This window comes from Alkanindiges hydrocarboniclasticus (genome assembly GCF_001982605.1).
Classification (GTDB): Bacteria; Pseudomonadota; Gammaproteobacteria; order Pseudomonadales; family Moraxellaceae; genus Alkanindiges; species Alkanindiges hydrocarboniclasticus.
The window spans coordinates 1-13,370 of the sequence record NZ_MLCN01000033.1 but is presented as its reverse complement, the minus strand read 5'-3'; the positions used below and the strand labels follow the sequence as shown (position 1 = coordinate 13,370).

Annotated in this window: 13 protein-coding genes; 8 read left to right on the top strand and 5 right to left on the bottom strand. The window is 47.8% G+C overall.

The window, feature by feature from the left end; genetic code table 11:
* Window positions 1-41: 41 nt before the first annotated feature.
* From ybeY to miaB, 3 genes are all read right to left on the bottom strand, one after another.
* A complete protein-coding gene (gene ybeY, locus BKE30_RS12445; protein WP_227518401.1) occupies window positions 42-530 on the bottom strand; it encodes an rRNA maturation RNase YbeY in 489 nt (162 codons plus the stop codon).
* Window positions 531-743: 213 nt separating this feature from the next.
* Window positions 744-1,826: a PhoH family protein gene (locus BKE30_RS12440; protein ID WP_076878942.1), complete on the bottom strand. Its 1,083-nt coding sequence runs from the start codon at window positions 1,824-1,826 to the stop codon at window positions 744-746.
* Window positions 1,827-1,893: 67 nt separating this feature from the next.
* Window positions 1,894-3,345, bottom strand: a complete 1,452-nt coding sequence (gene miaB, locus BKE30_RS12435) for a tRNA (N6-isopentenyl adenosine(37)-C2)-methylthiotransferase MiaB (protein ID WP_076878913.1) — start codon at window positions 3,343-3,345, stop codon at window positions 1,894-1,896.
* A 297-nt stretch (window positions 3,346-3,642) separates the two neighbouring features.
* Between miaB and BKE30_RS12430 the strand changes: the two genes are divergently transcribed.
* The 4 genes from BKE30_RS12430 (at window position 3,643) to BKE30_RS12415 (ending at window position 8,153) form a co-directional block, all read left to right on the top strand.
* Window positions 3,643-5,655, top strand: coding sequence for a lytic transglycosylase domain-containing protein (locus BKE30_RS12430; protein ID WP_083698567.1), 2,013 nt, complete (start codon window positions 3,643-3,645; stop codon window positions 5,653-5,655).
* 220 nt (window positions 5,656-5,875) lie between these two features.
* Window positions 5,876-6,535, top strand: coding sequence for a T2 family ribonuclease (locus BKE30_RS12425; protein WP_143253728.1), 660 nt, complete (start codon window positions 5,876-5,878; stop codon window positions 6,533-6,535).
* 200 nt (window positions 6,536-6,735) lie between these two features.
* Window positions 6,736-7,722: a malate dehydrogenase gene (locus tag BKE30_RS12420; protein WP_076878911.1), complete on the top strand. Its 987-nt coding sequence runs from the start codon at window positions 6,736-6,738 to the stop codon at window positions 7,720-7,722.
* 176 nt (window positions 7,723-7,898) lie between these two features.
* Window positions 7,899-8,153 (top strand): DUF2789 domain-containing protein, encoded by a 255-nt coding sequence (locus BKE30_RS12415; RefSeq protein ID WP_076878910.1) that lies wholly within the window; start codon window positions 7,899-7,901, stop codon window positions 8,151-8,153.
* Between the two features lie 42 nt (window positions 8,154-8,195).
* Here the strand turns inward: BKE30_RS12415 and BKE30_RS12410 are convergent, their stop codons facing one another.
* Together BKE30_RS12410 and BKE30_RS12405 are read right to left on the bottom strand one after the other, a co-directional pair.
* Window positions 8,196-8,759: a hypothetical protein gene (locus BKE30_RS12410; protein ID WP_076878909.1), complete on the bottom strand. Its 564-nt coding sequence runs from the start codon at window positions 8,757-8,759 to the stop codon at window positions 8,196-8,198.
* 86 nt (window positions 8,760-8,845) lie between these two features.
* On the bottom strand, window positions 8,846-9,475 hold the full coding sequence (locus tag BKE30_RS12405) for a 2OG-Fe(II) oxygenase (RefSeq protein WP_076878908.1): 630 nt from the start codon (window positions 9,473-9,475) through the stop codon (window positions 8,846-8,848).
* 179 nt (window positions 9,476-9,654) lie between these two features.
* Between BKE30_RS12405 and BKE30_RS12400 the strand changes: the two genes are divergently transcribed.
* The 4 genes from BKE30_RS12400 to BKE30_RS12385 all read left to right on the top strand — a co-directional run bounded on the left by BKE30_RS12400 (window position 9,655) and on the right by BKE30_RS12385 (window position 13,238).
* Complete coding sequence (locus BKE30_RS12400; protein ID WP_076878907.1) at window positions 9,655-10,512, top strand: 23S rRNA (adenine(2030)-N(6))-methyltransferase RlmJ; 858 nt, start codon at window positions 9,655-9,657, stop codon at window positions 10,510-10,512.
* A 138-nt stretch (window positions 10,513-10,650) separates the two neighbouring features.
* Window positions 10,651-11,472 (top strand): CDP-diacylglycerol--serine O-phosphatidyltransferase, encoded by an 822-nt coding sequence (gene pssA, locus BKE30_RS12395; protein WP_076878906.1) that lies wholly within the window; start codon window positions 10,651-10,653, stop codon window positions 11,470-11,472.
* A gap of 106 nt (window positions 11,473-11,578) precedes the next feature.
* Entirely contained in the window at window positions 11,579-12,586 is a 1,008-nt protein-coding gene (gene msrP / locus BKE30_RS12390) for a protein-methionine-sulfoxide reductase catalytic subunit MsrP (protein WP_076878905.1), read from the top strand.
* A 55-nt stretch (window positions 12,587-12,641) separates the two neighbouring features.
* A complete protein-coding gene (locus BKE30_RS12385) occupies window positions 12,642-13,238 on the top strand; it encodes a protein-methionine-sulfoxide reductase heme-binding subunit MsrQ (RefSeq protein ID WP_158073191.1) in 597 nt (198 codons plus the stop codon).
* The last annotated feature ends 132 nt before the right edge of the window (window positions 13,239-13,370 follow it).

The window sequence follows — 13,370 nt, the reverse complement described above, 5'->3', positions numbered from 1 at the left end:
TTTAAAAATAAGACCAAATGAAAAAAATGGACTTAGGCTGATTATTCCATTTCGTAAGGGTTGGTGAAGCCTAATTGCTGTAGCACCTGAATTTCCAGTGCTTCCATTTCCGTAGCTTCCTCAGTACCCAGTTCATGGTCATAACCCATCAGGTGTAAGGTGCCGTGTACCACCATGTGGGCAAAATGCGCCTCAGGGGTTTTATACTGCTCGGCGGCCTCTGTCAGCACCACAGGCACACAAATCACCAGATCACCGAGTGGAGCCTGATCCAGCATGGACAGGATTTCTTCGGGCAGTTCACTGGGAAATGACAGTACATTGGTAGGTTTGTCTTTGTCACGGTAATGCAGGTTGAGTGACTGGCTTTCTGCATTATCTACCAGACGAATACTAATATCACAAGGTTGGTCAAAATTGATGGCGGTCAAGGTTTGCGCCACGTATTTAAGCACTGCCGCCCGCTTGACCAGCAGATCAGGTGAGCGATAGGCATTTTGTAAGCCAAGTTTAACGAAGCGCTGGTTCACCGGCATCTCTTAAGCATAGTTTTCAATAGGGTTTTCAGTAATGCAGGGTAGGGAGGTAAAAGATACTACCCTGCAATTGTTACTCGCTTACGCATCTCAGGCATATGAGACCTATAGGTCGCAAGGGATTGCGCCCGGATGGTGATTATTAATCACCGTTTATTCCTTGCTACCTCAAGCATAGCTTTCGGTCTTGCGGCGCGGTAACCATTCTTAATCGTCACTGGCTCGCGCCTCATGCTGGGCATCAGCAGCCTGATCATTGGACACAATAGCCTCTTGTACGCGCGCCTGTCTGGCCCGTTTTGCTTCCATTGACAGTTTTTGCTGTTGATCATCAAAGCCTTCATAGGCTTCAACAATTTTTTGTACTAGCTGATGGCGTACCACATCACGTGAATGAAAACGGGTAATGTGGATTTCATCAATACCTTCCAGCACTTTCAGGGCATGTGCCAAACCGGATTGCTGGCCACGCGGCAAGTCTACCTGTGTGATATCACCGGTAATCACCGCGCGCGAACCAAAGCCCAAACGGGTCAGGAACATTTTCATTTGTTCTGGGGTGGTATTCTGGGCTTCATCCAGAATCACAAACGAGTGATTCAAGGTGCGGCCCCGCATGTAAGCCAGCGGTGCAACTTCAATAACCTGACGCTCAATCAGCTTGGCCACTTTTTCAAAACCCAGCATTTCATACAGGGCATCGTATAGTGGACGCAGATAAGGATCAATTTTCTGGGTCAGGTCGCCGGGCAAAAAGCCCAGTTTTTCACCAGCTTCCACCGCAGGGCGTACCAGCAGAATACGCTGGATTTCGTTACGTTCCAGCATGTCTACGGCGGCAGCAACCGCCAGATAGGTTTTACCCGTACCCGCAGGACCAATACCAAATGAAATGTCACTTTGCAAAATACGCTGCACATAGCGACGCTGATTGGCACCACGCGGCAGAATCTTGCCTTTACGGGTTTGCAAATAAACCTGAAAAGAGGCTTCTTCATCCGGCTCAATGTCCCGCTCAGTCTGGCTGCCCTGAATTAACAGATGCAACTGGTCGGGACTAATGGCACGGTTTTCCGCTGATTCTTCATAAAGGCGTTGCAGCAACACTTCGGCGCGTTCTACCGCTTCAAGTTCGCCATCAACAATAAACAAATCACCACGCTGGGCAATTTTGACATCAAGACGTTGTTCAATCAGCTTAAGGTGGGCGTTATAGGCACCCAGCATGGATTTTAAGCGTTCCAGCGTTACACCGGAAAATTCAACAGTACGACGAATAGATGCTGTCAACATGATTCCTTTTTAGAGAGGTAAGCCATTTGAGCTTACGATAGGCTGGTTTCAGAGGTCAAGAGGTTCAATCGGTTAAGGTTTCGAGACTTACCAGCTCGCCTTCCACCAGATTCATGCTTCTGATTTGGGTAATTTTAATGTCGGCAAAACGGCCAATCCAGCTGCTGTCACCCACAAACTGAACCAGTCGGGTGTTATCGGCGCTGCCGATCAGCATATCATGGTGGCGATCCGATGGTTTTTCAATCAGTACCCGCACAGTTTGACCCAGCATGGCATTGGTTTTATCAATGCTGGAGCGCTTAATCACTTCTTTAACCTGTGACAGGCGTACTTTCTTCACATCTTCAGGGGTGTCGTCCGGCAGTTCGGACGCTGGCGTGCCCGGACGCTTGGAGTAAATAAAGCTGTAGGAATGGTCGAAATCCAGATCCTTGATAAATTGCAGGGTTTCGTTAAATTCCACATCGCCTTCACCGGGGAAGCCAATAATAAAGTCACTGGACAAATGCATGTCCGGGCGAACCTGACGCAAGCGCGCAATCTTGTCGATATAGACATCAATGGTATGGTTGCGTTTCATGCCAGCCAGTACGGCATTGGAACCACTTTGAACCGGCAAATGCAGGTGTGAAACCAGTTGTGGCAAGTCAGCATAGGCTGCTATCAGTTCATCGGAAAATTCCAGCGGATGGCTGGTGGTATAGCGCAGGCGGCCAATACCGGGAATTTCACTCACCAGTCGCAGTAGCTGGGCAAAGTTGCAAATATCGCCATCAAAGGTTTCACCGCGATAGCCATTCACATTCTGGCCCAGTAGGGTCACTTCGCGCACGCCCTGTTCAGCAAGACTGACAATTTCGGCCAGCACGTCATCCAGTGGACGGGACACTTCCTCGCCACGGGTGTACGGCACTACGCAAAACGAGCAGTACTTGGAACAGCCTTCCATAATGGATACAAAGGCCTTATAGCCGTCTACTTTTGGTTCAGGCAGGAAATCGAATTTTTCAATATCCGGGAAGGAAATATCAATCAGGCTAATTTTTTTGCTTTTGGGCGCCGTCTTGTTTTCCTGATGCTGGTCTAGTAGCTGGGGTAGGCGATGCAGGGTTTGTGGGCCAAATACCATATCCACATAAGCCGCACGTTTCTGGATCACTTCGCCTTCCTGCGACGCCACGCAGCCGCCCACGCCAATAATCACATTGGGATTGGCTTCCTTAAACTTGCGCCAGCGCCCCAGTTCACTAAACACCTTTTCCTGCGCCTTTTCGCGGATAGAGCAGGTGTTCATCAGCAGCACATCAGCTTCGCCAGGATTACTGGTTAGTACATAACCATGCGAGTCACCCAGCAGGTCGGCCATACGACTACTGTCATACTCATTCATCTGACAGCCTTGTGTTTCAATATAAAGTCGCTTAACAGGCACATCAGTCCGCGCCAGTTCAGGCTGGCTGCTGGCTATTTCTGTTGTACGGGATATTGAGGGGACAAAGGTTTGAACCGTCATGAATGCTCCTTGGGCTCACGGCTGCCGGGCCAGAACAGGCCTATCAGGGTGAACAGGCGTATCAAGCTATAAAACGCGCGATTCTAGCATTTTGCCAATCAAATAGCATGGGTTTGGCCGATAGAAATTCCGTGTTTACAAAAAGTGCAGGGGCCTGCTGTAAAGGGCTAAAATGTTAAGATTGGCCAGTTTGTTGCGTTCAACGTTACACAAGCTCACTGTTCTCAATGGGTAGAGGCTTCTAAAATTATCTTTGCGTGATTGTTTGGCAAAAGCACATAAATTAAGGTTAATGATATGGCAGAATCAATAAATCCTGACGTTCCAGAGGTTTATGTGTCTACAGTTAAAAAAAAACTAAAAAGCAAAGCAACATGGATGGTTAAGGCCGGACTTTTTGCAATCAGCCTTGGTATTTTGCAGGCACAGGCTGCCGACAGTGATTTTAACCAGGCATTAATCGCCGCTAACAATGACAATATCAGCATGCTGGACAATTATCAGGCTTCCATGCAGGACAGCGTGCTGGGCTATTATCCCGAATACTGGAAGCTTGGCAGTGACTTGGTGACCCAGAGTCCGCAGGCTATTTTATCCTTTGTCTCGCGTTATCCCAATTCTGCCATGTCCGAAAAGCTGGCAGCCGACTATATTGAAACCAAGGTGCAGGCTGGGGATTTTGCCAGTGCCCGTTTACTGGTCCCTTATGTGACCAATGCCGATGAGGCCGAAAGCTGTGCCATTGGACAGGTACAGGCCATGGCAGGTGATCCGCTGGTATTTTCGGAGTTTAACCGGGTCTGGCTAAAAACCAGCAAGCAGCCAGAATCCTGTTTAGGACTGGCCCGGCTGATGGTCAGTAGCCCTTTAAAGAGTGCGCAGGACCGTCAGCAACGCCTGTGGACCCTGTTGCGGTCTGGTGAGCTTGGCAATGCCGTGCAGGTGGGGCAGCGTCTGGGCATTACGCTTGATTTTGCTGAACTGAATTATATTGCAGCCAATGCCTTTAATTATTTGCAAAATGCACCACTGGCCAGTAGCACTGATCAGGCCAAATTTTTGTTTGCCATTGCACGGCTGGCCGACAGCTCAGTAGACATGGCAGCAGGCCAGATTAATCAATACCGTTCACGCTTGCCGCAAGATGTCATGCGTTATGCCTACCGGATAGTGGCTTATAAGGCTGCCAATTCAGTCATGCAGAATGGCTTTAATGCCCAGTCTGTCAGCTGGTTTGACCAGAGCTATGGCTATTCGTTTAGTGATGAGGAAGCTGAAAGTTATGCACGGCAGGCAGTTCGCTTTGGCCAGTGGAATGCTGTTCTGCGTGCAGTGGATAGCATGAGCCTGCCGTTGCAGCAGGAACGCATGTGGCAATACTGGTTTGCACGGGCCAGTGAACAGCGTGGCGGCGACCCAACTGCGCAGGAGCAGGGCAGAGCCGCAGCCCGGGCTTTTTATACCAACCTTGCGCTGGAAGAAGACTACTATGGCCTGCTGGCCAGAGATCGTTTGGGTCAATCATTGACAAAATTGGGCACTTCTTATAATCCCACCACGCAGGATTTTCAGCGTCTGGACAGCGACGTACATTTTCGGCGTGCCTTTGCGCTCTACAATATCAACGCCTCAGCCAGTTATAGCAACCGTGAATGGAACTGGGCAGTAAGGCAGGCTTACCTAAAGCATGATGATGGCATGATTTTAGCAGCAGCTAGCCGTGCCAATACAATGGGCTGGTATGACCGGGCCATTTATGCGGCCGAGCGAACCACAAAGCTGCACAATTATGAGCTGCAATTCCTGACGCCTTTCCGGGAGCAGGTGATCCAGCATAGCAGTAATGTGGGGATTGATCCGGCGTGGGTCTATGGCTTAATCCGGCAGGAAAGCCGCTTTGTGCTGGCGGCACGCTCGCATGTGGGTGCAGGTGGCCTGATGCAGATTATGCCGGATACAGCCAAGTGGATAGCACGACAGCTAGGTGAAAGCTATACCGGAGCCGCGCTATCTAGCATGCAGACCAATATTCGTTACGGTACGTTTTACCTAAGTCATATTCATGGGCAACTGAGCAATCAGCCTGTGCTTGCCACAGCAGGTTACAACGCCGGCCCAAACCGCGCCAAGCGCTGGCAGCCTACTGATATGCCGCTTGAGGCTGACCAGTATACGGAAAGCATTCCGCTGCTGGAAACTCGTGATTACGTTAAACATGTCATGACCAATGCAACCTACTACGGGTTGCTACTGGGCAGAAGCAATCAGACGCTTGCACAGCGTATGGGAAAAATACCTGTTCAATATTAAATCCATTATTAGATAAGGAAATGTGGCATGGCAGGGACGACACCGACCACACAGTCAGGCATAGCAAACACGCCAGCCGTAATGCGCAATCATGAATGCAGTATGTTCACGTTTGTTCAACACGATGGTGCTGTCAAAAGGCGAAAGCTGGTTTAACATAGCGGACCGAAATTTATGCGTTCAGGCTTTTTATCCTTTTTCTGGCGGGTGATCTAACCAAATGAAATTACGGCATACAATGCTGGGTACAGTTTCTTCACTGTGTTTATTGTCGCTTACCCAACAGGTGATGAGTGCAGAGAACGTACGTCCGCAGCGTTTTACGCTGGTAATTCATATGTCACCAGCCATGTGTGCGCTTGATCCCAGCAAGCGGCAGCTGCGCCAGTGTCAGGAAGGATTTTCCTTAACCATCGCTTCTCTAAAGCCCGAAGTTCCTGCCAATGATTCTGATGACTGTGTCAGCCGTACGCCGGCAGCACTTAACCCATTGCAGGCCCGTGTGGTTGAGCGTGTCATGCCTGATGAGCGCCTGCGGCAGGAAGACTGGCAGCGCAATGGCGGTTGCACTGGCATGAGTCCCAGTACCTACTTTAGAACCATTGCCAATTATGCAGGACGCCTGCGGGTTCCGCCCGAATTTAATGCATCCAAAGAAATTACCATGCAGCGCAGTAGCCTGATCCGTCAGCTCCAGATGCTCAACTCCACACTGCCAGCGGATGGGATCCAGTTGCGCTGTGTCCAGACGTCACGTTTTAATGCACCGGTACTAACCGAAATGCGGGTCTGCTACAACCCGCAGGGCCAATATGTGTCTTGTCCGGCTACAGTACGTTCCAACTGTCCGGCTACGTTTATCGTACAGGGCGCGCCCTAAGCCCTGAACCTTTGTTCGCAGCGCTTTTCCAATTTTTTCAGCAAAAACCCTGCAACTTTTGTAGATTTGCCTGCCCCCATACTCGCACCCGTCGCGTTAATCAAGTACAATCTTGGCGCCGAGATAAAGAGCCATCGATATTAAAAATTGGTGCTTTTTGGTCTATCAGACATTCCTTGTCCCATAATTGGAGAAACTACATGAAGCAACCTGTTCGTGTTGCCGTCACTGGCGCTGCTGGTCAAATTGGTTATAGTTTGTTGTTCCGTATTGCCAGCGGGGAAATGCTGGGCAAGGATCAACCTGTTATTCTGCAAATGCTGGAAGTTCCATTTGAAAAAGCCCAGCAAGCGCTAAAAGGCGTCATGATGGAGCTGGAAGACTGTGCATTCCCATTACTGGCGGGCATGGTAGGTACTGATGATCCAAAAGTGGCGTTCAAGGATGCTGACTACGCACTGCTGGTTGGTTCCCGTCCACGCGGTCCTGGTATGGAACGTGCCGAACTATTGGCAGTAAACGGCGAAATCTTCATTGCGCAGGGCAAAGCCTTGAATGAAGTGGCCAGCCGTGACGTTAAAGTACTGGTTGTTGGTAACCCTGCCAATACCAATGCTTACATTGCCATGAAATCTGCACCTGACCTGCCGGCGAAAAACTTTACCGCCATGCTGCGTCTGGATCACAACCGCGCCCTGAGCCAGCTTGCTGCCAAAACTGGTAAAGCTGTTGCTGACATTGAGAAAATGGCCGTTTGGGGTAACCACTCTCCAACCATGTATGCGGATTACCGTTTTGCCATCATCAATGGCGAAAGCGTAAAAGACATGATCAACGATCAGGAATGGAATGCCAACGTATTCCTGCCGACTGTTGGTAAGCGTGGCGCTGCCATTATTGAAGCGCGTGGCCTGTCTTCTGCTGCTTCTGCTGCCAACGCGGCCATTGATCACATGCGTGACTGGGCACTGGGCACCAACGGCAAATGGGTCACCATGGGTATTCCATCTGACGGTTCTTATGGCATTCCTGAAGACGTGATGTACGGCGTGCCAGTAACCTGTGAAAACGGTGAATATACTCGTGTGGAAGGTCTGCCAATTGATGAATTCAGCCGTGAAAAAATGGACGCGACGCTAGCCGAACTGGAAGGCGAGCGTGCTGCCGTTGCTGACCTGTTAAAATAACAGCTAGGCCATAGTGATACCAAAGCCCTGATTACAGCCATGTAATCAGGGCTTTTTTTAGCATGAACATAAATCAAAAAATAAAAAACGCACAATAAACTACGTTTTGTTGCTTGTCATTATCGCTGCCTGGTTTATAAATTTTATTATCAGATTTAATAAATTAGGAGTTAATCATGATTGTTGGGTCACCTAGTCTGGAAACCTTATTTGAGCAATTGGGACTGGATTCATCCGAGGATGCTATTCAGGAATTCATTCATACTCATCAGCTGTCTGAAAACGTCAAGCTGGGCGATGCGCCATTCTGGACATCAGGCCAGTCACAGTTTCTTAAAGAAAAGTGGCATGGCGATGATGAGTGGGCGCCGATTATTGACCAGCTCAACACCGAGCTTCACAGCGACTCCATGCCAAAAGTATCCTCTTAAGTCTGAGTAAAGGCTCATTTATCTTTAAACAATGTAAGGGTATTAGTGAAGATGTGGTTTGAGCAGTTCCTTAAACCAGTCTTCATGGCGGTATAAATCCAGTTCCGCGGCTTGTCTGATGCTATTAACATCCATAGTAGGGAGTTGCATCAGGCGGCTCAACCAGTGTTTAACCAGTGCCGAATGTTTTTCAGTAGCGCTTAAGCGTGCTAGAGCCAATAAAATATCGGGGCTATCACAATGCGACAAGGGCTTAATCACCTGTTTGCTAATCACCAGATAGCGCTGTTCTTTGGTGACATGATAAAACTGCAAGTAGGTTTCTCCCAAAGCGGCACTTAGTTCTACATGCTGCGCAAAGTTGCCCACTTCCATCAATGCAATTTCCAGCAAGGCTGCTGCTTCAGTTAAAAAATACACTTGCTCGGTTTTCTGATGGCTAAACTGGATCAGCTGTACCCGCAAGTGAGCACGGATTTTTGCCAGTTCTGGCGTTGGATTGGTTAAAAACTGCTGATCGGTTTCACCAATTTTTCTGACAATATCAGCACTGCTTTGCAGAATGCTGTGTTGAATGGTACTGCTTTGAACAGAAGGATGAGTCATGGCTTACCTGTTTCAATAGATCAAAAAGATAAAAACAATGGGACATAAAGCAATGGTCAAATTTAAAAATACGTAAAAAGAAATAGTTAAAAAATGCTTTCGTCGCGCCGTAACCAGCCGGCAATAGAGCGACGTTCTTGGGTTGCAGGGCACACTTCATGCAATAAGTTACTCTGAAACACAACCAGCCGATTGGGTAGCGGTAAAATTTTATGCCATTGCTCGCTGTGATCCTGTAGATGCAATTCACCGTGCCAGGCTAAGTGCCATACAGGATTAAGATAAAACACGGTTGAAATAACGCGTGCTTGCTGCGTCGGATGCTTTGCCGAGTGGCTGCTTAATGGGGTATCACGATGTAACTTGTAATAATCCCCGGCCGCATAGCTTGCATAATGCGCTTCAACACGACGAATGCCTGAATATAACTGTTGATTGAGGCTGTTTCCCAGTTTTTCAAGTAATGCCAGATACTGGCTGCCTGTAGTATCCGTGGGCAATAGCCAGCGGGTAGTATCCCCGCGAATGGCCTGATTTAACCCGCCCTGTGCAATTTTGGCCTGCTGAAACTCGGCTTGTAGGTGTTTGGATTCCTCAATCAGTGCATTAAACAGGGCAGTGGGACAGGCTTCATCCACAATAAAAAATCCCTGTTCCAGCAGTGCATCAAGATTGGCTGCACTGAGCCAGTGGTCGGCTTGCTCAAGAGGATTCATGCTGCTCATAACATGTAAGATTAAAATAAAAGGTTTGATTCATTGTAGCGTTAAACTAAACCATACGGATACCGACAAGCAGCATGGCAATACAACCAAATGCGATTGCATCCATTTCAGGGGTCACTTCATGCTACCATTATGCCAAATCTGATAAGCAAGGCGTTTAAATTACAATCATGAATTATCGACATCATTTTCATGCTGGCAACTTTGCGGACGTCATGAAGCATGTTTTGCTGATTGAGCTGTTAAACCGCTTAAACAGCAAGGACAAGCCTTATCGTTATATTGATACCCATGGGGGTGCTGGCCTTTATGACCTGTCACGCGCACCGGCCCAGAAGTCGGGTGAATATCTGGAAGGTATTCACCGTCTGGTGCAACTGGACCGTTCAGTCGTCCAGCAGGCACCGCAGGCAGTTCAGACCTATCTTAAAGATGTTGAAAAATTGCGTAGCCAGCAAAGCAAGGGCTGGTATCCGGGATCGCCATGGCTGGGCAGCCAGCATATTCGTCCAGCAGATAGTGGGACGGTATTTGAAATGCAGCCGGACGTGTTTTTTGACCTGAAGGACAATATCCGGGACCCGCGCTTTGGCATTCATCAGCGCGATGCCTATGAAGGCTTGCTGGCTGTTATTCCCCCCAAGGAAAAGCGCGGCATGGTGATGATTGACCCGCCGTATGAACTGGAACGCAAAGACTTTCCACAACTGGTTGAATTGCTGACCAATGCCTATAAAAAATGGTCTACCGGTGTATTTGTGCTGTGGTATCCCATTAAGGATCGCAGCATGATTGAACGGTTTGAGAAAAAAATGCTCAAGACCGGCATTAAAAAACAACTGATTTGTGAATTATGTGTTTGGCCGGACGATACGCCAGTGGGCCTGAACGGCTGTGGTTTGTTAATTATCAATCCACCGTGGCAATTTGCCGATCAGGCAGAAGTTATTTTGCAATGGCTATTCCCGCACTTGCGCATGACAGAAAATGGGGGACACGCAGCCGTACGCTGGCTGGCTGCTGAATAAAGCTGGCACGCTGCCTTGCAGAACTACAGGGCAGCCCTGTACATTTGTTGTCGCTAAAGGCTAATGAAAGCAACATCATAGTGAGATAGACTCACAATTTTTAATAACGCATCCATAAAAAGATCCGGGAGCTAATCCATGTCACAGCCTTCAAATCTGGAACCTCATTCACAAAAGCCACTGGATGAAGACCATGATGGATTAACTTTTGAGATTGTTGAAGAAGAACAAACACAGGAAGGTCACAAGATCAAAAGCCGCGGGATTTACCTATGGCCCAACCTGATTACCACAGCAGCGCTGCTGTCCGGTTTTTATTCCATTATCGCCAGCAGCAACAATGAATTTACCCATGCCATTCTGGCCATTTTTCTGGCTTCCTTGCTGGATGGTCTTGATGGCCGGGTGGCGCGCTGGACTGGTGCCCAAAGCGCGTTTGGTGAGCAGTATGATTCATTGTCAGACATGCTGTCGTTTGGTGTTGCTCCCGCCATGCTGATGTATAGCTGGGCGCTGGAACCATTAGGCCGCATTGGTCTGGCCTGTGCATTTATTTATACGGCCTGTGCCGCATTTCGCCTGGCACGCTTTAATGTACAGATTGGTACGGTGGATAAACGCTATTTTATTGGTCTGGCCAGTCCGCTGGCCGCCATTTTGGTTATTACTGCGGTATGGGTTGGCATCGATAACGCTAGCCTGTTTAATATTTCAGATCTGTTCTGGCAAGTGGTCTATGCGGCTGTGGTGGTCATTGCAGGTTTGCTGATGGTCAGTAATGTTAAATACTTCAGCTTTAAGCAACTGGATCGCAAGCGTGTACCATTTGCTGTCATGCTGCCGGTTGTACTGGTTTTAACTGCCGTAACCTATAACATTCCCATTGGTATTTTAATCGTGGCCCTTATTTATGCCTTGTCGGGAATTGTGACCACCATTACCCAGCGTACAGGCAGGTAAGTTTGTCAAAATGCAGCAGATAACTCTTTTCTAACAAACTTCTTCTTCTGTTGGGGACTGGCTCGTACTAGTGTAGAAAAACTGGCCCCAACAGATGAGAAGTTTCATGCTAATTCAACAAAAACAAAAATCTGAGCCAGCCTCCAGCGAAATTACTTCTGAAACTGCTTATCTTAATCGCCGCCAGTTAATGACGCTTGCAGCCGCAGGTTCACTGGCTAGTCTTTATCCATTAGGCGCTGCACAGGCAGCAGGTACTTACCAGCCAGTAAAAGAGCGCAATGATGCACCGCTTTATTTGCGTAAAAAAATTACTGCCCGGAAAATTGCCCTGACTAATCCGACACAAAATATCATTACGCCCTATGATGCAGTTACCACCTATAATAATTTTTATGAATTTGGTACTGGCAAATCTGACCCTTCTAGCAATGCCGGTACAATCAAGGTTGACCCATGGCGCATTAAAGTTGACGGCTTATGCAACAAGCCAGGTACTTTTAACCTTGAGGATATTTTGGCACCCTATACACTGGAAGACCGCATTTATCGGTTTCGCTGTGTTGAGGCATGGTCAATGGTGGTGCCATGGCTGGGTTTTTCACTGGCCCAACTTATCAAGCGCTTTGAACCCAAAAACAATGCGCGTTTTGTGCAATTCACCACTTTGCTAGACCCCAAGCAGTTACCCAACCAAACCAGTAATGATCTGGACTGGCCTTATATTGAAGCATTAAGGCTGGATGAAGCACTACATCCTTTGGCGTTTATGGCAGTCGGTTTGTATGGCCGCAGTTTGCCAGACCAGAATGGCGCGCCATTTCGTTTAATCGTACCCTGGAAGTATGGCTTTAAGTCCATCAAATCCATTGTACGTATTAGCTTTACTGATAAAGCACCAGTAACCACATGGCTTGGGTTAGCACCACAGGAGTACGGTTTTTACGCCAATGTTAATCCAAATGTTGATCATCCGCGCTGGAGTCAGGCGCGGGAACGGCAATTGCCTAATAGCCTGTTTAATCCCAACTGGAAAAAAACCCTGCCTTTTAACGGTTATGCATCAGAAGTCGCTTCACTCTACAAAGGAATGGATTTAAAGCGCTTTTATTAATAACCCCATGATCTGATAAAGCGTGAATAAAACGATGGATAAAAAAGCAGCAAATATGCTTATTCAAAAATCAAAGCCGCTGACATTTGGCTTATTGCTCCTGCCATTGTTATGGATGCTTTATCAGGCGGTACTCGCTCCCCAGTTGCTGGGGGCAGATCCTGCCAAGGCGCTGGTTGATCAAACCGGAGAGTGGGCCATTCGCAGTATTCTGTTTGCACTCGCAATTACCCCACTTCGGATATTAACGGGTTTAACCGGCTGGATACACTGGCGCAGAATGGCTGGGCTGTTTGCATTTTTTTATGCACTGGCACATTTTGTCGTATACATTGGCTTTTTCCTGCAACTGGATTTGTCCCGCATTTATCAGGAAATTATTCAGCGTCCCTATATCATCGTGGGTGCAATTGCATTAATTCTATATCTGCCCTTGGTCATTACTTCTACCCAGCAATGGCAGCGTCGCCTTAAAAGAAACTGGATCAAGTTACACAAGCTGGTTTATCTCATTGGCATTCTGGCAGTCATTCATATGACATGGCTTAAAAAAATTGGATTAATGGATACCTGGCCCTATGCGCTTATTTTAATGGTACTGCTACTCATCAGATTCATTCCTAAGCTAAAACAGCAAAAAAATAATAATTAAGCCTAAAAGTATTAAATTTCCATAAATCAACAGCTAAGCCTAGAGCAAAAAACCTAGGCCGTTCATAAAACGTTCGGTCAATGTGATAGGGATAAAATAAGTATTGACGTGGGAATGGGATGGTCTATAATG